Origin of the sequence: Pseudomonas sp. So3.2b (assembly GCF_019464415.1) — a bacterium.
Lineage (GTDB): Bacteria > Pseudomonadota > Gammaproteobacteria > Pseudomonadales > Pseudomonadaceae > Aquipseudomonas > Aquipseudomonas shahriarae.
In genome coordinates, this window is the sequence record NZ_CP080494.1 from 933,150 (window position 1) to 951,079 (window position 17,930).

Annotated in this window: 13 protein-coding genes; 10 read left to right on the forward strand and 3 right to left on the reverse strand. The window is 62.2% G+C overall.

The genetic code is table 11. The features are described 5' to 3' along the window. From K1X80_RS04055 to speA, 3 genes are all read left to right on the forward strand, one after another. Positions 1–537 (forward strand): NUDIX hydrolase, encoded by a 537-nt coding sequence (locus K1X80_RS04055; protein WP_057437578.1) that lies wholly within the window; start codon positions 1–3, stop codon positions 535–537. 182 nt (positions 538–719) lie between these two features. Further along, entirely contained in the window at positions 720–1,091 is a 372-nt protein-coding gene (locus K1X80_RS04060; protein WP_029297635.1) for a translation initiation factor Sui1, read from the forward strand. 196 nt (positions 1,092–1,287) lie between these two features. Further along, positions 1,288–3,201 carry an arginine decarboxylase gene (speA, locus tag K1X80_RS04065; RefSeq protein ID WP_029297633.1) on the forward strand — a complete coding sequence of 638 codons (1,914 nt, stop codon included), beginning with the start codon at positions 1,288–1,290 and terminating at the stop codon, positions 3,199–3,201. A gap of 4 nt (positions 3,202–3,205) precedes the next feature. Here the strand turns inward: speA and K1X80_RS04070 are convergent, their stop codons facing one another. Together K1X80_RS04070 and K1X80_RS04075 are read right to left on the reverse strand one after the other, a co-directional pair. After that, positions 3,206–4,699 carry a M91 family zinc metallopeptidase gene (locus K1X80_RS04070; protein ID WP_170060007.1) on the reverse strand — a complete coding sequence of 498 codons (1,494 nt, stop codon included), beginning with the start codon at positions 4,697–4,699 and terminating at the stop codon, positions 3,206–3,208. A 118-nt stretch (positions 4,700–4,817) separates the two neighbouring features. Next, positions 4,818–6,161: an MATE family efflux transporter gene (locus K1X80_RS04075; RefSeq protein WP_120731453.1), complete on the reverse strand. Its 1,344-nt coding sequence runs from the start codon at positions 6,159–6,161 to the stop codon at positions 4,818–4,820. Between the two features lie 216 nt (positions 6,162–6,377). Between K1X80_RS04075 and K1X80_RS04080 the strand changes: the two genes are divergently transcribed. The 3 genes from K1X80_RS04080 to K1X80_RS04090 all read left to right on the forward strand — a co-directional run bounded on the left by K1X80_RS04080 (position 6,378) and on the right by K1X80_RS04090 (position 13,205). Next, a complete protein-coding gene (locus K1X80_RS04080) occupies positions 6,378–7,226 on the forward strand; it encodes an EamA family transporter (protein WP_057958219.1) in 849 nt (282 codons plus the stop codon). Beyond that, positions 7,226–8,179 (forward strand): LysR substrate-binding domain-containing protein, encoded by a 954-nt coding sequence (locus K1X80_RS04085; RefSeq protein WP_169959864.1) that lies wholly within the window; start codon positions 7,226–7,228, stop codon positions 8,177–8,179. Before K1X80_RS04080 ends, K1X80_RS04085 begins: the two co-directional genes overlap by 1 nt. Before the next feature lie 130 nt (positions 8,180–8,309). Next, complete coding sequence (locus tag K1X80_RS04090) at positions 8,310–13,205, forward strand: alpha-2-macroglobulin (RefSeq protein ID WP_220172674.1); 4,896 nt, start codon at positions 8,310–8,312, stop codon at positions 13,203–13,205. 128 nt (positions 13,206–13,333) lie between these two features. On the opposite strand, the gene K1X80_RS04095 is transcribed toward K1X80_RS04090, so the two are convergent. Next, entirely contained in the window at positions 13,334–13,627 is a 294-nt protein-coding gene (locus K1X80_RS04095) for a hypothetical protein (protein WP_057437585.1), read from the reverse strand. Positions 13,628–13,726: 99 nt separating this feature from the next. Between K1X80_RS04095 and pbpC the strand changes: the two genes are divergently transcribed. The 4 genes from pbpC to K1X80_RS04115 all read left to right on the forward strand — a co-directional run bounded on the left by pbpC (position 13,727) and on the right by K1X80_RS04115 (position 17,891). Further along, the gene (pbpC, locus tag K1X80_RS04100) at positions 13,727–16,057 is read left to right on the forward strand and encodes a peptidoglycan glycosyltransferase PbpC (RefSeq protein WP_169989301.1); all 2,331 of its coding nucleotides are present in this window, start codon (positions 13,727–13,729) and stop codon (positions 16,055–16,057) included. 156 nt (positions 16,058–16,213) lie between these two features. Further along, positions 16,214–16,522: a MazG-like family protein gene (locus tag K1X80_RS04105; protein ID WP_057437589.1), complete on the forward strand. Its 309-nt coding sequence runs from the start codon at positions 16,214–16,216 to the stop codon at positions 16,520–16,522. Next, entirely contained in the window at positions 16,515–17,264 is a 750-nt protein-coding gene (locus K1X80_RS04110) for a methyltransferase (RefSeq protein ID WP_057437591.1), read from the forward strand. The genes K1X80_RS04105 and K1X80_RS04110 overlap by 8 nt, the downstream gene beginning before the upstream one ends. A 24-nt stretch (positions 17,265–17,288) precedes the next feature. Then, positions 17,289–17,891, forward strand: a complete 603-nt coding sequence (locus tag K1X80_RS04115; RefSeq protein ID WP_057437597.1) for a DUF4136 domain-containing protein — start codon at positions 17,289–17,291, stop codon at positions 17,889–17,891. Positions 17,892–17,930: the final 39 nt, after the last annotated feature.

The window sequence follows — 17,930 nt, forward strand, 5'->3', positions numbered from 1 at the left end:
ATGGTCGATAGCGCCAAGGAGGTCGCGCACCGCGCGGCCTCGGATGCCGAACACATCGCCTGGGTCGACGAGCAGGACAACCTGCTCGGCGCCCTGGTGCGTGCTGACCTGCGCGAGCGCGGGCTGATCGGGCGCGGCACCTACATCATGCTGTTTAACTCAAAGGGTGAACTGTGCGTGCACCGGCGCACCCTGAGCAAAGCCATCTATCCCGGTTATTGGGACGTGGCGGCGGGCGGCATGGTCGGGGCTGGCGAGACCTACGAGCAGTCGGCCGCCCGTGAGCTGGCAGAAGAATTGGGCGTCAGCGGTGTAGAACTGACCGCCCACGACCACTTCTTTTTCGAGGATACGGGTAACCGGCTCTGGTGCTCGGCGTTTTCTGCGGTCTGGGATGGGCCGCTGCAGCTGCAGCCCGAAGAGGTGCTGGAAGCGCGTTTTATGTCCATTGAGGCAGTCCTGGCCGATATCGAGCAAAAGTCCTATTGCCCCGACTCCCTGGCCGCCTTAAAACGCTATCTGGCGGCGCGTCGCTAAAGTTGCATAAATTGGCGCCATTTGGCTCTTAGCAAGTAGGCTTTTTGCCGTTACACTGCGCGACTTTTCAAGCCGAACTGCCTTGGCGGTTCGGTAGCGCTGCCCCTGCCTGAGTGGGGCTTCGCGGTTGGTGGCCGGTTGACGGGCACTGATCAGTCTTCATCCTCCCAAGAGGATTGCCGGTGGCCAAAAAAGCCGCATCCTTCGCCGCCCTTGGTGGCCTGGTGTTTTCCACCGACGCAGGTCGGCATTGCCCGGACTGTCGCCAGCCCGTGGACGCCTGTACCTGCAAACAGACCCTGATTCCCGAAGGTGACGGTATTGCCCGCGTACGCCGCGAGAGCAAGGGCCGTGGCGGCAAGACGGTGACCACCATCACCGGCGTGCCTCTGGCGGCCGAGCCACTCAAGGAGTTGGCCACCGTGCTGAAAAAGCGCTGTGGCACCGGTGGCGCCCTGAAAGACGGGATCATCGAAATCCAGGGCGATCACGTCGAGTTGCTGTTGGCCGAGTTGATCAAGCTCGGTTACAAGGCGAAGAAATCCGGCGGCTAGCAGCCTCTGTGAAACCCGCACCGACGAGCGCGCTCGTCGTCTCCATGGTTTCACAGAGCCTGTTCCTGACCGGTGTCTAAACTCTGTCCTGCGAGCGGGGTCTACCTCTCTCACAGGCAAATCGTCATTTTCACTCTTTAGACTGCGCCAGCCTCTGACTTGGGTGGCGCTCTTCGACTTTATATAGGGGACTTCGATGTCCGTACGACGCACACGCAAAGACGATGGCAGCCAATGGACAGTTGCGGACAGCCGCAGTGTTTACGGGATTCGCCATTGGGGGGCCGGATATTTCGCGATCAATGATGCCGGTCGCGTTGAAGTCCGTCCGAACGGCCCGAACAGCTCGCCCATCGACTTGTACGAGCAAGTGGACGAGCTGCGCAAAAGCGGCCTGTCCCTGCCGTTGCTGGTGCGCTTCCCGGATATCCTGCAAGACCGCGTGCGCCAGCTGACCGGCGCCTTCGACGCGAATATCGAGCGCCTGGAATACCAGAGCAAATACACCGCGCTGTACCCGATCAAGGTCAACCAGCAGGAAGCGGTGATCGAGAACATCATCGCCACCCAGGACGTGTCCATCGGCCTGGAAGCCGGCTCCAAGCCTGAGCTTCTGGCGGTGCTGGCCCTGGCACCGAAAGGCGGCACCATCGTCTGCAACGGTTACAAGGACCGTGAGTTCATCCGCCTGGCGCTGATGGGCCAGAAGCTGGGCCACAACGTGTTTATCGTGATCGAGAAAGAGTCCGAAGTGGGCCTGGTGATCGAAGAAGCCGCCAACCTCAAGGTCAAGCCACAGGTCGGCCTGCGGGTGCGCCTGTCGTCCCTGGCGTCGAGCAAGTGGGCAGACACCGGTGGCGAGAAGTCCAAGTTCGGCCTGTCGGCGGCGCAGTTGCTGTCGGTGGTCGAGCGCTTCCGCGCCGCCGGCCTGGACCAGGGCATCCGCCTGTTGCACTTCCATATGGGCTCGCAGATCGCCAACCTGGCGGACTACCAGCACGGGTTCAAGGAAGCCATCCGTTACTACGGTGAACTGCGCAACCTTGGCCTGCCGGTGGACCACATCGACGTCGGCGGCGGCCTGGGCGTGGACTACGACGGTACCCACTCGCGCAACGCCAGTTCGATCAACTACGACATGGACGACTACGCCGGCGTGGTGGTGGGCATGCTCAAGGAGTTCTGCGACGCGCAGAACCTGCCGCACCCCAACATCTTCTCCGAAAGCGGCCGCTCCCTGACCGCTCACCACGCCATGCTGGTGGTGCAAGTCACCGACGTCGAGAAACACAACGACGACGTGCCGGTGATCGAGAACAAGGAAAGCCTGCCGGAAACCGTGCAATGGCTGGTTGACCTGCTGGGCCCGACCGACATTGAAATGGTCACCGAAACCTACTGGCGCGCCACCCACTACATGAGCGACGTGGCCGCCCAGTACGCCGACGGCAAACTGACCCTCGCGGAAAAAGCCCTGGCCGAACAGTGCTACTTCGCCGTGTGCCGCCGCCTGCACAACTCGCTCAAGGCCCGCCAGCGCTCGCACCGCCAGGTGCTGGACGAACTCAATGACAAGCTGGCCGACAAGTACATCTGCAACTTCTCGGTATTCCAGAGCCTGCCGGACACCTGGGCCATCGGCCAGGTACTGCCGATTCTGCCGCTGCATCGCCTCGACGAAGAGCCGCTGCGCCGTGCAGTACTGCAAGACCTGACCTGTGACTCCGACGGCAAGATCAAGCAATACGTCGACGAGCAGAGCATCGAGACCAGCTTGCCGGTGCACGGTTTGAACGAAGGCGAAGATTACCTGCTGGGCATCTTCCTGGTGGGCGCCTACCAGGAAATCCTCGGGGACATGCACAACCTGTTCGGTGACACCGACTCGGTGAACATCTACCAGCGCGACGACGGCACGGTCTACAGCGCCGGGATCGAGACCCACGACACCATCGAAGACATGCTGCGCTACGTGCACTTGTCGCCGGAGGAGTTGATGACCCACTACCGTGACAAGTGCGCCAGCGCGAAGATCACGGCGGCGGAGCGTACGCAGTTCCTGGATGCTTTGCGCCTGGGCCTGACCCGCTCCTCGTACCTGTCTTCCTGACGTATCAGATGCGCGGCGCCTCATCCACGTCATAACGGTCGCGCAGCGGAACGCCCATTTCCTCACGGAGGGCGTTTTCCGTGAAGGGATAAGGGTTGACGTTGGTCGCTGGAGTGTTGGGGTTATTGTCAAAGTCGAAAGGCGTGGCATCCGTGGGAATTCCAACCACTTGGTATTCCTCGTTGTTTACGGTTCTCGGCACTCCGCCTCTGAGGAGGGGGGCTCCATTAGCGTCCTTCAGGATTTGTTTGCCAGGTATGCCCGTCCCTGTGGCTCCATTGAACGCGTGAGCGAGTTCATGATGGAGCGTAATCTCCGGGGAGATGGAAAAGGTCTGGTCAAAGTCAGCGGGTTCGAAAACGATTTCGGGCTGGGTCGAAACTGAACCCGGTTTGTTGTCTTTTATATAACCAAACTCAGGGCGGAAAGGGTCTTTCCTGAGCTCAGCGTTTGAGGTGTACTCATTCCTGAATCCGTAGGCGCTAAAGCCGGGGGTGTGCGATTCGGTAAGGACGATAGGCCTATGCCCGTCTTCAACAAATTGATCCATGGCTTCGAGTGCTTTTTGACCCGCTGGTGAGGCTCTTAGTCGGTCTATAACATCTTCCGTCTGTTCTATGAATTGTTCTGTACCTTTTATTACCAAGCCTTTTCTACCGCTCTCGGAATATGTAACAGGGATGATTTTAGAGTTGCCTTGGTTGTTAATTGTGTCGGTAGACTTGGCATAGATCTTATCGTTTTTATCATAAGAGTTAATGGTGTCGGCGCCCTCGCCGCTATAAAAAGTAGTCCGGTAATAACCACTCAGTGTGTCATTGCCCCTTCCCCCGTTTAGTACAACCTTGCCAGGCCCAGCGTAAAGATGGTCATCTCCCCTGTCGCCGTTGAGGAATAACACTCTGTTGGCAGGACCAAAGCCTGCATACAGGTGATCGTTTCCTTTTCCTCCCGATATCGCAGCGTTGCCCGTGCCGGCAGTAATTGTGTCGTCGCCATCACCGCCAGTTACCGCCATATCGCCGGTGCCCAGGCGTATGTGATCGTTTCCTTTTCCACCGATCACGGTCCCCACTCGCCCATTTGAAACAATATCGTCATCACCGTCGCCGCTGTTTATGTGCATTTCGATGTTGACGTACTTGTCGACGGTAATGCGGTCATTGCCTCCAGCAGTGTTGATCCTCAGTGAGTGCGCGTTGTTGTTTGCTGTCAGTGGGAGTTTGTAGTCTTTGCCATTGATACGCGCGTTGAGCTGGTGGTTTGCGCCTACGGTAATACTGACGTTGTCAGCCCGGTCGGAGGTGGTAATCAGCACTCTGCTGACACCGGGTACACGCTTGCCTTGAGGGTCTGTTTTATAGGTTGAAATCTGCTGGATCTTGGTGTTTCCATCATCCGCTAAAACGCTGATATGTGGGGTGCCGACCGGTTCCGCCGGTGGAGTGACGCGTGGTGAAAGGGGGGCTGCGGTTGCTGGTGTCGGGAGTATATTCATTCACAGACCTACCTTGGATGAGAGGTGATGTTTGACCTCGAAGGTGTAAATGCTCTGTGGTCTGCTCCCCGAAAAACAGCCAAGCTGTTTTGTAACAATCAACAGATAGCCCGCGTTCTCAGGGTTGGCCGAGCCAGCGGTCCTGTTTGTTCAGTCGCCACGCAATCGCCCACAACGTCAGACTGCGCACCGCCATAAACAGCAGGAACGTTATCCACAGCCCGTGGTTACCCAACCCCTGCAGCGCCCAGGCAAGCGGCAGCATAATCAGCACCGTCAGCAGCATGCCATTGCGCATCTCCCGCGCACGGGTCGCGCCGATAAACAAACCGTCCAACAAGTAACTCCACACCGCAATCAACGGCAGTACCGCAAGGTACGGCAGGTAGAGATCGGCGGTTGCGCGCACGCTGGGGATATCGGTCTGCATGGCGATAAACAGGTGCCCGCCGAAGGTAAACAGCAGGGCGAAGCCGAGACTGGCGATCAGTGACCAACCGCAAGCGACCACCAGTGAGCGGCGCAGGGCCTGGCGGTCATGGGCGCCGATGGCGTGGCCGCACAGCGCTTCTACCGCGTGGGCCAAACCATCCAGGGCATGGGCGGTCAGCAACAGCCCGTTGAGCAGCAGGGCATTGGCCGCGACGGTGGCATCGCCCAGCCGCGCACCTTGCACCGTGATCATGAAAAACACCGACTGCAGCGCCAGGCTGCGGATAAAGATGTCGCGGTTGACCGCCAGCAGCGCGCGCCAGCTTTGCCAGACCTTGAGCGCCGCCCAGGCGATATGCCCAGGGTAGGCGCGCAGGGCTTTTTGCGTGAGGGCCAGGCCGAGCAGGGCGCCGGTCCATTCGGCAATCACCGAGGCCCGCGCCGAACCGACTACGCCCCAGTCCAGGCCCAGCACAAACCACAGGTTCAGGGCGATATTCACCAGGTTAGTGGTCAACAGAATCGCCAGCGGCGCCCGGGCGTTTTGCGTGCCCAGGAACCAGCCCACCAAGGCATAGGTAGCCAGGGCGGCGGGCAGGCCGAACAGGCGGGTGTGGAAGAACTCGCGGGTCAGTTGATTCAACTCGGCGGAGGGCTGCATCCACTCCAGCGCCAGGTGGCTCAGGGGAATGCCCACCGTGCCGAGCACCATTGCCAACCCCAGTGCCAGCAGCAGACCTTGCAGCAGGATTTGCCGCAGCGCCGCGCCATCATTGCGCCCGGCGGCCTGGGCGGCAAACCCGGTGGTGCCCATGCGCAGAAAGCCCATGGCCCAGGCCAGGAAGGTATACAGGCTGGCCCCTACGGCCACGGCGCCCAATTGGTGGGCGTGGGGCAGATGGCCGATGACCATGCTGTCCACCAGCGCCACCAGCGGTACCGAAATATTCGACAGAATCATCGGCGCGGCCAGGGCCCAGACACGGCGGTGAGTGGGGCGATGACGCCAGTCGGTGAGTAAGGTGGACATGCGGGCTCCTTGGGGGAGCGGCATTGTAACGCTGCCTGGGCAGCATCGCAGACCCAATGTGGGAGCAGGCAAGCCAGCTCCCACAGCAGGTCCCAGCGTTGTGGGTGGCAATGTCGGCATGATGAAGGCTCATGGCTGCGCTGATGAGCTTTCGCTTCTGGCCAGCACGCGAGGCTGAGTTAAATACCCGCCTTCTCCTCAGAACAGCCAAACCCCATGGATAACTCCGATATCGCGATCACCCTGGTCCTGATCTCCGCCTTCATGCACGCCACCTGGAACGCTGTTGTCCGAGCCGGCAGCAGCCGCTTCATGACCCTGGCCATCGTCGATGGCACGGCGCTGGTGATCTGCCTGGCGGCGCTGCCGCTGGTCAATGTGCCGAGCCTGCAAGTCTGGGGTTATGTACTGCTCTCGGTGATATTGAATACGGTCTATCGCCTGTTTCTGATCAAGGCCTATGAGACGGGCGACTTCGGTCAGGTCTACCCGGTGATGCGCGGTGTGCCGCCGGTGCTGGTGGCGTTGTTTTCCTACTTTCTGCTGCATGAGCAACTGTCGTTCCAGGCGATGGCAGGGGTGTTGTTGATTTGCCTGGGGATCATCAGCCTGACATTTGTACGCAGGATGACCGCGCACATGCTCAAGCCGATCCTGATGGCGGTGGGCGCTGGAGTGTTTATTGCGTCCTACACAGTGGTGGACGCCAAGGGTGTGAGAGCCAGTGAAACGGTGCTGCAATACATTATTTACCTGACGGTGTTCCAGAGCATTCCTATCCCGCTGCTGGCGTTTTGCAAGGAGCGTGCGGCACTTGTCCAAACCATTGGCAGTCATTGGCGAGTGGGTGTCTTGGGGGGTGTTTTTTACCTGGCATCCTACGGCCTGGTGTTGTTCGCGCTGTCGCTGGACGCGGTGGCCAAGGTCTCAGCGCTGCGGGAAACCAGTGTTATTATCGGCGCCATTATTGCCGCGCTGTTCTTTCATGAACGGTTCGGCTGGCGACGGATGCTCTCGGCGTGCGTCATTGTTTGCGGGATCATCCTGATCAAAGTGAGCACTTGATGGCTCAGCGTCCTCCACCCACTGCGATGCTTCAGGCTTTTGTCAGCGCCGCGCAAACGGGCAGTTTCGCGCGTGCGGCATCTGAGCTTAACCTCACCGCCAGTGCCATCAGCCATCAAATTGCGGGCCTGGAAGAGTGGTGGGGCGTGCAGTTGTTTGAGCGGCACTCACGTGGCGTCAAGCTGACGTCGGCAGGGCACGCCTTGTTGCCGGTCACTGATGGGTTTTTCAAAGGGCTGGAGGCGGCGTTGCAGGTTCTCAATCCGCGCGAAGCCCAACCGTTGTACCTCTCGTGCACCTCTTCACTCTGTTCGACCTGGCTGATTCCCAGAGTGCATGGCTCGCATACTGACGCCTCGTTCAATCTCGACCTGGTGCTGACCAGCGCAGATATGAGCCCTGCCAGCCTGGGTGCTCATCAATTTGATGTCGCAGTAGTCATAGGGGGCGGGGACTATCCGGAGCATCATGTCGAGTTGCTGATGCGCGATGCGGTGTTTCCCGTATGTTCGCCGGCGTTTTATCGCGAGCATGGCGATATTGCGCCGAAGGATATCGCCCGGTACCCATTGATTCACCGGGCGGATGATCAGATCTGTCCGGGGTGGGAGAGTTGGTTTGCGTTCCAGGGGGTGGCGGCCCCCCCGTATCACCCTGGGCCTCGGTTTCCGGATTCGAGCCTGGCTATAAGCCTTGCGCTCAAGGGGGCTGGGATCGCACTGGGCAGGACGGCGTTGGTATATGACCAGTTGGAAGAGGGGGGATTGGTTGCCTTGAGCAGCCCGGTGATGATGTCGCCGGCGGCGTATTACATTATTTGCCGCAAGGGTCGACAGTCCGAGCCGGCCATCGCCCGGTTGATTGAGTGGCTCAAGCTCAGCGCGGGTGAGTTTCTGCGGGAGGTTGGGGCGAGGCATCCGCAAATAGCGGGCGCTGGAGCATTTCAGAGGTAGGGTTTGACCTGACTTGGTCTGTACACAGAACCAAATCGCCCTCCGTCGGTCAATGTGATCGCCACCATAACCCGCTTCACTGGCGCTGATATATAGTTCACCCCTCAGACACCCTCACAACGAGTGCCCCATGCTTAACAAAGGATTGTTCCTGGCCTGCGCGCTGGCCCTGCTGAGCGCCTGCGATTCTTCCGACAAACCAGCAGCGCCAGCGGCCCCTGCGGCAGCGGTGACGGCGCCGGCCAAGGCCGCGGTAGACGTGGCGACGCTCAAGCAGCGTTATGCAGGCCGTGAGTTAAGCGTGGTGGACGTGTCTGAGGTGCAACTGGATGGCGCCAGCACCTTGTCGGTGAGTTTTTCGATCCCGCTGGACCCGGACCAGAAGTTCGCCGACAAGCTGCACCTGGTGGACAGCAAATCCGGCAAGGTCGACGGTGCCTGGGAGCTTTCCGACAACCTGATGGAGCTGCGCCTGCGTCACCTGGAGCCCCAGCGCAAACTGGTGCTGACCGTGGACGCCGGCCTGCGTGGGGTGAATGACGCCAAGCTCGCCGCCGAGTACGTCAGCCGCCTGGAAACCCGCGACCTGCAAGCCACCGTCGGCTTCGCCAGCCGTGGCACCCTGTTGCCCACCCGTCTGGCCGAAGGTTTGCCGGTGATCGCGCTGAATGTCGACAAGATCGACGTCGAATTCTTCCGCATCAAGCCCGAATCGCTACCGGCGTTTCTCGCCCAGTGGGGCCGCAATACCAGCCTGCAAAGCTATGAGTCCCGTGAACTGCTGCCCATGGCCGACCTGGTGTACGGCGGCCGTTTCGACCTGAATCCTGCGCGCAACACCCGTGAAACCCTGCTGCTGCCCATCGCCGGCCTCAAGCAACTGCAACAGCCGGGCGTGTACCTGGCGGTGATGCGCGCCTCGGGCACTTACAACTATTCGCAACCGGCCACGCTGTTCACCCTCAGTGATATCGGCCTGTCGGTGCACCGTTACGCCAACCGCCTGCATGTGTTTACCCAGGCGCTGGAAGGCGGCAAGGCACTCGATGGCGTCGAGCTGGAAATCCTCGATGCCGAAGGCCGCGTGTTGGGCCAGGGCAAGACCGAGAAGGGCGGCCACGCCGAACTGCCATTGCCGAAAAAGGCCCAGGTACTGCTGGCCAAGCAGGGCGAGCAAACCAGCCTGTTGCGCCTCGACAGCGCAGCGCTGGACCTGGCCGAGTTCGATATCGGCGGCCAGCCCGCGCACCCGCTGCAATTCTTTGTGTTCGGCCCGCGGGATCTGTACCGCCCTGGCGAAACCGTGCTGCTCAACGCCCTGCTGCGCGACAAGGACGGCAATGCCGTCAAGCCGCAGCCCGTGAGTGTCGAAGTGCGCCGCCCGGATGAGCAGGTCAGCCGCAAATTCGTATGGGACGCCGATGCCTCTGGCCTCTATCAATATCAGTTGCAGTTGGCCGGCGAAGCGCCGACCGGGCGCTGGCAACTGGTGTTCGACCTGGGTGACGGTAAGCCGCAGTTGTATGAATTCCTCGTCGAGGACTTCCTGCCCGAGCGCCTGGCCCTGGAACTCAAGGGCAGCGACACGCCCTTGAACCCGGCGGACACCGCCGTTATCCAGGTCAACGGCCGCTACCTCTATGGCGCCCCGGCGGCGGGCAATCGCCTGAGCGGGCAAGTGTATGTGCGCCCGCTGCGCGAGGCGGTCAAAGCCCTGCCGGGCTACGAGTTTGGCTCGGTAACGGAAGAAGAGCTGAGCCAGGATTTTGAACTGGACGAAAGCGTGCTTGATGCCCAGGGCCAGGAAAAGCTGACCCTGGAAAGCAAATGGAGCGAGGCCAAGTCGCCGCTGCAACTGATCGTGCAGGCCAGCCTGCAAGAATCCGGCGGGCGCCCGATCACCCGCCGCCTGGTACAGCCGGTATGGCCGGCCGAGCAACTGCCCGGCCTGCGCGGCTTGTTCGATGGCAAGGAGACCGATGGCGATGGCCCGGCGGAATTCGAAGTACTGCTGGCCAACCAGCAAGGTGACAAGCTGGCGGCCGACAACCTCAAGGTCCGCCTGATCCGCGAGCGCCGCGACTACTACTGGAACTACTCGGACAACGACGGCTGGAGCTATCACTACAACGAGAAATTCCTCAACCTCGATGAGCAGACCGTCAACATCAAGGCCGGCGATACGGCCAAGGTCAGCTTCCAGGTGGAGTGGGGCCCGTACCGCGTCGAAGTCGAAGACCCACAGACCGGGTTGATCAGCAGCAAGCGCTTCTGGGCTGGCTACCAGGCCCAGGACAACACCGAAGGCGGCGCCGTGCGCCCGGACCAGGTCAAGCTGGCGCTGGACAAACCGGCATATGGCGATGGCGATACGGCCAACGTCACTGTCACCCCGCCGGCAGCCGGCAAGGGCTACCTGTTGGTCGAATCCAGTGAAGGCCCGTTGTGGTGGCAGGAAATCGAGGTGCCGGCCGAAGGCAAGAGCTTTGCAGTGAAGCTCGATCCGAAATGGTCGCGTCATGATCTGTATGTCAGCGCGCTGGTGATCCGTCCCGGCGAGCGCAAAGCCAACATCACCCCCAAACGCGCCGTGGGTTTGCTGCACCTGCCGTTGGATCGTACCCAGCGCAAACTGGGCCTGACCCTGACTGCACCGGAAAAAATGCGCCCCAAGCAGCCACTGACGGTCAAGGTTGCGGCAAAAAATGCCGATGGCAGCGTGCCGAAACAGGTGCATGTGCTGGTGGCGGCGGTGGACGTGGGCATCCTCAATATCACCGAGTACCCGACCCCGGATCCATACTCCAGCCTGTTCGGCCGCAAGGCGTATGGCGTGGATCAGTTCGATATCTATGGGCAGTTGATCGAAGCCGGCCAGGGCCGCCTGGCCAGCCTGGCCTTTGGTGGTGACGCGGCGCTGGCCAAGGGCGGCAAGCGCCCGGACACCAGCGTCACCATCGTCGCCCTGCAAAGCGCGCCGGTGACCCTGAATGAGAAAGGCGAGGGCGAAGTCAGCGTCAATATCCCCGACTTCAACGGCGAGTTGCGCCTGATGGCCCAGGCCTGGAGCGATGACCGCTACGGCATGGCCGAAGCCAAGACCGTGATCGCCGCGCCCTTGATTGCCGAGCTGTCGGCCCCACGCTTCCTCGCTGGCGGCGACCAGACGCGCCTGGCGCTGGACCTGTCCAACCTGTCGGGCAAGGCGCAGAAGCTCGATGTGCAACTGACCGCCGAAGGTCAACTGACCCTGCTGGGCGAGCCATCGCAAAGCGTGCAACTGACCCAGGGCCAGCGCACCACCTTGCAGATTCCAGTGCGTGCGCTGGGCGGTTTTGGCCAGGGCAAGATCAAGGTTACGGTCAACGGCCTGGACCTGCCGGGCGAGAACCTGCCGGCGTTTACCCGCGAATGGACATTGGGCGTGCGTCCGGCTTATCCGGCGCTGCTCAAGCAATACCGCGCAGTGCTCAAGGACGAAGCCTGGAGCCTGCCGGACAGCGAACTGGCCCTGTTTGAACCGGCCGGGCGTGAGGCGCTGTTGAGCCTGTCGAGCCGCCCGCCGTTGAACCTGGGCGAGCAGATTCGTGCGCTCAAGGCCTACCCGTATGGCTGCCTGGAGCAAACCGCCAGCGGCCTGTACCCGTCGCTGTACGCCGACGCCGCCGTGCTGACACGCCTGGGGTTGACCGGCGAGCCGGATGCCGAGCGCAAACGCAAGATCGAACTGGGCATCGAGCGCCTGCTGGGCATGCAGCGCTACAACGGCAGCTTCGGTTTGTGGGGTGCCGATGGCGAGGAAGAATACTGGCTGACGGCGTACGTCACCGACTTCCTGCTGCGCGCCCGCGACCAGGGTTTTGCCGTACCGCCTGAAGCGCTGAAGAAGGCCAGCGAACGCCTGCTGCGTTATGTGCAGGAACGCAACCTGATTGAAGTCGACTACAGCGACAACGCCGACCACACGCGCTTCGCCGTGCAGGCCTACGCCGGGCTGGTGCTGGCGCGCAGTCAGCAGGCGCCGCTGGGCGCATTGCGCAGCTTGTTCGAGCGCCGCAGCGATGCGCGTTCCGGCCTGCCCCTGGTGCAGTTGGCGATTGCCTTGCAGAAGATGGGCGACCAGCCGCGCGCCGACCAGGCATTGCTCGCCGGTTTGGCGGTCAAGCGCAAAGCCAATGAATGGCTGGCCGACTACGGCAGCCCCCTGCGTGATCAGGCGATGATCCTGGCCTTGCTGGAAGAAAACGACCTGGCCAAAGGCAAGCGTGAAGAACGCCTGTTCGAGCTGTCGGACCAGATGGCGGCCAGCCCATGGCTGTCGACCCAGGAGCGCAACTCGCTGTTCCTCGCCGGCCGTGGCCTGCTGGGCAAACCGGAAACCAACTGGACGGCGCAGTTGAGCAGCGGCGGCGAAACCCGCGAGCTGAACAACGGCCAGTCCGGCCTGAAGCTGGAAGGCCCGTTGCTGGCTTCACCGCTGACCCTGCGCAACCCGGGCAGCGAGCCGATTTACCAGCAACTGAGCATCTCCGGTTATCCACAGCACGCGCCGGTAGCGGGTGGCGAAAACCTGAGTATTCGTCGTGAGTACCTGGGGATGAATGGCCAGCCGCTGAACCTGCAAAACCTGCGCAGCGGCGACCTGGTGCTGGTGCACATTGCGGTCAGCGCCAACAAGCAACGGGTGCCGGATGCACTGGTGGTCGACCTGCTACCAGCTGGCCTGGAGCTGGAGAACCAGAACCTGGGCCAAAGCGCCGCCAGCCTGGAAAACGCCAGCAGTCAGGTCAAGGAATGGCGCGAGTCGATGCAGAATGCGTCGATCAAGCATCAGGAATACCGCGATGATCGCTATGTGGCCGCGCTGAACCTGGACGGCTACGGCACCACGCACCTGCTGTACCTGGCCCGCGCTGTCACGCCTGGGACTTATCGCGTACCGCCGCCGCAAGTGGAGTCGATGTACCGGCCGAACTGGCAGGCAGTGGGGGATACCCCAGTGGATATGGTGATCAAGGGGCGTTAAGCGCCTCCTGTAGGAACTGGTGCTGCCTTTAATGTGGCAGCTTGCCCGCGATAGCGGTTTTTCAGCCGATGTATTCGGCGACTGACACACCGCTATCGCGAGCAAGCTCGCTCCCACAGGGCCTGTATTTAATGCACAACCCAACTGAGCAGCCACAACCCCAGCATCAACCAGATAATCCCCATGATGATCGAGGCCCGCATAAACGCCCGGACTGCCGAGTACAGCAGCATCAGGCCAATGATCAGGGTGATGATGCTGATGATCGAGGTGTCCATGCCCAGGGTGCGCGACAGGCCGTCGATAAAGTTGCCGCCGGCATTGGTCAGGGCGCCGAACAGGCCGCTGAGCCCGTCGACGATAAAGCGGATGACCGAACCGAGCGCCTGGCCCAGCCATTCGAAAAAGCTTTCTACCTGCATATGAGTTTCCTAATGAAAGGGTGGGCGTATCTGCCGGACCTGAGCCTTTGGTCGCCAATCCCTTGGGCGAGTTCCCTAGAAGCATAGAGGTTTGCCCGTTTGAATTTGCGAATAGTTGCACGCGCTACCCTGGGTAGCCTGCTGGTGGTGATAGCCCTGCTGTGGCTGGCCGACCGCCTCTGGCCCCTGCCGTTGCCCAAGGACGATCTGGCCCGTGTGGTACTGGCGGAGGACGGCACGCCGTTGTGGCGCTTTGCCGATGCCAACGGCGTATGGCGTTACCCGGTGGCGACCGATGAAGTCTCGCCGTATTACCTCGATGCGCTGCTGACCTACGAAGACCGTTGGTTCTACCAGCACCCCGGCGTCAACCCGCTGGCCCTGGTGCGGGCGACCTGGCAGAACCTGACCGGCGCGCGGGTAGTGTCTGGCGGCAGCACCTTGTCGATGCAGGTGGCGCGCCTGCTCGATCCCCATTCGCGCACCCTGCCGGGCAAGTTGCGCCAGCTGTGGCGCACCGCGCAGCTGGAGTGGCACCTGTCCAAAGACCAGATCCTCAACCTGTACCTCAATCGCGCGCCCTTTGGCGGCACCTTGCAGGGGGTGGCGGCAGCCAGTTGGGCGTATCTGGGCAAGTCGCCGCAACAGCTGACCCACGCCGAAGCAGCGTTGCTCGCGGTACTGCCCCAGGCACCGAGCCGTCTGCGCCCGGACCGTCACCCGCAGCGCGCCCAGGAGGCCCGGGACAAAGTGCTGCGGCGCCTGGCCGAGTTCCAGGTGTGGCCGCAATCGGCGGTCGACGAAGCCCTGGAAGAACCCCTGTTGCTGGCGCCGCGCCTGGAACCCAGCCTGGCGCCGCTGCTGGCGCGCCGCCTGAACCGTCCCGACAGCCCGCCGCTGATTCGCACCACTCTCGACGCGACCCTGCAACGCCGTCTCGAAGACCTGCTACTGGGTTGGCGCGCGCGGCTGCCGGAGCACACCTCGGCCGCGATCCTGGTGGTCGAAGAAGAAAGCATGGCCGTGCGCGCCTACCTGGGCTCGGTGGATATCAACGATGCGCGGCGCTTTGGCCATGTGGATATGATCAGCGCCCTGCGCTCGCCGGGCTCGACCCTCAAACCCTTCCTGTATGGCATGGCTTTGGACGCGGGGCTGATTCACTCTGAATCGCTGTTGCAGGATGTGCCTCGGCGCTATGGCGATTACCGACCGGGCAATTTTTCCATGGGCTTTACCGGCGCGGTGCCGGCCAGTACGGCGCTGTCCAGCTCGCTGAACCTGCCGGCGGTGCAACTATTGGAAGCCTATGGGCCCAAGCGCTTTGCTGGCGAAATGCGCATCGGCGGCATGCCCCTGGCGCTGCCGTCGCTGGCCGAGCCGAACCTGGCGTTGATCCTGGGCGGCGCCGGCAGCCGCCTGGAAGACCTGGTCGGTGGCTACAGCGCGTTGGCCCGCGACGGCAAGAGCGCGGCCATCCGTTTGCAGCCCGATGATGTGCTCAAGGAGCGTCCGTTGTTATCGCCGGGTTCGGCGTGGATTGTGCGGCGCATCCTCAGTGGCCAGGCGCGGCCGGACCGTGATCCCCGGGCCGAGCTGGTGCAGCGCCCGGTGTTGGCCTGGAAGACGGGCACCAGCTACGGCTTTCGCGATGCCTGGGCCATTGGCGTCGGGCCGCGCTATTTGATTGGTGTGTGGATCGGCCGCCCGGACGGCACCCCGGTGCCCGGCCAGTTTGGCCTGGCCTCGGCGGCGCCGTTGATGCTGCAAGTGCACGATGTGTTGACCAACCGCGACAGCCAGCGCGGCATTATCGCGCCGGTTAAACCCGTGCCGATGAATGTCGGCGTGGCGGCGATCTGTTGGCCCCTGGGCCAGCCCATGAGCCGCAGCGACGCCAATTGCCGGCGCCAGCGGTTTGCCTGGACGCTGGACAACACCACGCCGCCGACCTTGCAGGCCCTGGACCAACCTTTGGGTGTCGGCTTGATGGAAACCGTGTGGGTCAATGCCAAGGGCCTGCGCGTGGCGGCCAGTTGCCCGGGCGCGGTATCGCGGGACATTGCCCTGTGGCCGGCACCGCTGGAACCGTGGTTGCCGAGGATCGAGCGGCGTGACGCACGCATCCCTGCGCCAGACCCGGATTGCCCGCCACCGGCGCTGGCGGCGTCGTCGCCGTTGTCGGTGGTGGGTGTGCGTGAGGGCGATCAACTGCGCTTGCCGGCGGGCAGCCAGCAGCAACTGCGCCTGAAGCTCTCGGCCCTGGGCGGCAGTGGGCGGCGCTGGTGGTTCCTCAATGGTGCGCCGCTGGGCGACAGTGCCAACCAGGACAGCATCAATGCCAGCCTGGAGCAGTTGGGGCGCTATCAACTGAGTGTGCTCGATGAGGCGGGGCAGACGGCCAGGGTTGAGTTCAGCGTGGTTGATTAGATCGCCATCGCAGGCAAGCCGGCTCCCACAGTTTGATTTGTTGACACCGTCCAATGTGGGCGCTGGCTTGCCTGCGATAGTGCCCTGACAAGCAGCGCAAATTTATTTGCCATCCCCGTCTTTGAGCCTGAAGCTATACCCCTTCAGGAGCGCCCCATGAATCTCGAACACCTTACCGAACGCATGCATCGCATCCGCGATAACAACGACTGGAAACAATTCCACAGCCCGAAAAACCTGGCCATGGCCGCCAGCGTAGAGATGGCCGAGCTGGTGGAGATTTTCCAGTGGCTGAGCGAAGACCAGTCGCGCCAGTTGCCCGCCGACAAACTCGCCCATGCCGGCCAGGAAGTGGGGGACATCGTGCTCTATCTGCTGCTGCTCTGCGGTGAGCTGGGCCTGGATATGGATCAAGTGGTCAGCGCCAAGCTGGCCGACAACGAGCGGCGGTTTACCCATGAGTGATCGCCATTTCGACCAGTTGGCCACGCGTTTTGCCGAGAAGATCTACGGCGGTGCCAAGGGCGCGATTCGCCTGGCGGTGTTGCAGGCCGACTTGACCGAGGCCCTGCCGGAGCGGCCGTTGCGCGTGCTGGATATCGGCGCCGGCCTGGGCCATATGTCGTTGTGGCTGGCCGAGCGCGGGCATCATGTGACCTTGGCCGAGCCCGCCGAGCCGATGCTCGAAGGCGCCCGCCAGCGGTTCGCCGCAGCGGGGCAGAGTGCAACGTTCATCCAGGCGCCCTGGCAGGACCTGTTGGGTCAGCTCACCGAGCCCTACGACCTGGTGCTGTGCCACGCCGTGCTGGAATGGCTGGCCGAACCCCATGCGATCCTGCCGGTGCTGCACCAGTTGACGGCGCCGGGTGGCTGGTTGTCCCTGGCGTTCTATAACCGTGATGCGCTGATTTACCGCAACTTGCTCAAGGGCCACTTTCGCAAGATGCGCAAAAATGACATGGCCGGCGAAAAACAGAGCCTGACCCCGCAACAGCCCCTGGACCCACGGGAACTGGCGGCGCAACTTGAAGGCCTGTGGCAGGTCGAAAGCCAGAGCGGGGTGCGGGTCTTCCACGACTATATGCCGGTGGAATTCCAGGCCCGCGCCGATTTGCAGGACTTGTTGGAGATGGAACTCGCTCACCGTCGTCACCCAAGCTTTGCCGGACTTGGGCGTTATTTGCACTGGATCTGCCGTCCGGTTTAAGCGGCCCAGTCTGCGGAGATCGAAATGAAGCGCTGTGCATTGATCCTGCTGTGCCTGGGGCTGGGGGCCTGCTCCAGCAACAACCCGTATGTGGCGGCCTCCAAGCCCATGCCGCCGGCGCCTGCCCAGGCGGCCAACACCTTTGATGCCAGCGCCTACCCGGCGCCGGTGCGTGACTACGGTGCCTATCGCAATTGGGCCTGGCGCAACGGCCAGTTGCCGGCCGGCTCGGCCTGGGCAGATCCTGCGCAGATCGCCGAAGCCGTCAGCGGTGCCCTTGACCAGCGTGGCCTGCGGCCGGTGCATGACCAGCGCGCGCCGGACTTGCTGGTCAGCGCCGATGTGCATCTGGAAAAACGCCTGCGCCAGGTGCAGGACGATTATGGCTACGGCTACGGTGGCTACAACCGCTATGGCAACGGCTACGGCATGTACAACTCGGTGCCGATCGTGCGCACCTATGAAGTGCAAGTCGTGGTGGTGCGCGTCAACCTGTTCGACGCCCGCACGGGCCAGGCGGTATGGAGCGCCAGCGCCGAGACGGGCAGCCAGGGCAGCCTGAGTGAGCGCGGCGATGCCTTGCGCCAGGCTGTGCAGAAGGCCATGACGGCGTATCCTCCCAGTTAACAGCTATTCTCATTTCAGGCTCGGTTTGCCCTTTGGAGA

What these genes read in the sequence shown, in the direction of transcription:
- K1X80_RS04055 (WP_057437578.1), top strand. Translation starts at nt 1, where the DNA reads ATGGTCGATAGCGCCAAGGAGGTCGCGCACCGCGCGGCCTCGGATGCC.
- speA (WP_029297633.1), top strand. Translation starts at nt 1,288, where the DNA reads ATGTCCGTACGACGCACACGCAAAGACGATGGCAGCCAATGGACAGTT.
- K1X80_RS04070 (WP_170060007.1), bottom strand. Translation starts at nt 4,699, where the DNA reads ATGAATATACTCCCGACACCAGCAACCGCAGCCCCCCTTTCACCACGC.
- K1X80_RS04075 (WP_120731453.1), bottom strand. Translation starts at nt 6,161, where the DNA reads ATGTCCACCTTACTCACCGACTGGCGTCATCGCCCCACTCACCGCCGT.
- K1X80_RS04080 (WP_057958219.1), top strand. Translation starts at nt 6,378, where the DNA reads ATGGATAACTCCGATATCGCGATCACCCTGGTCCTGATCTCCGCCTTC.
- K1X80_RS04085 (WP_169959864.1), top strand. Translation starts at nt 7,226, where the DNA reads ATGGCTCAGCGTCCTCCACCCACTGCGATGCTTCAGGCTTTTGTCAGC.
- K1X80_RS04090 (WP_220172674.1), top strand. Translation starts at nt 8,310, where the DNA reads ATGCTTAACAAAGGATTGTTCCTGGCCTGCGCGCTGGCCCTGCTGAGC.
- K1X80_RS04095 (WP_057437585.1), bottom strand. Translation starts at nt 13,627, where the DNA reads ATGCAGGTAGAAAGCTTTTTCGAATGGCTGGGCCAGGCGCTCGGTTCG.
- K1X80_RS04105 (WP_057437589.1), top strand. Translation starts at nt 16,214, where the DNA reads ATGAATCTCGAACACCTTACCGAACGCATGCATCGCATCCGCGATAAC.
- K1X80_RS04110 (WP_057437591.1), top strand. Translation starts at nt 16,515, where the DNA reads ATGAGTGATCGCCATTTCGACCAGTTGGCCACGCGTTTTGCCGAGAAG.
- K1X80_RS04115 (WP_057437597.1), top strand. Translation starts at nt 17,289, where the DNA reads ATGAAGCGCTGTGCATTGATCCTGCTGTGCCTGGGGCTGGGGGCCTGC.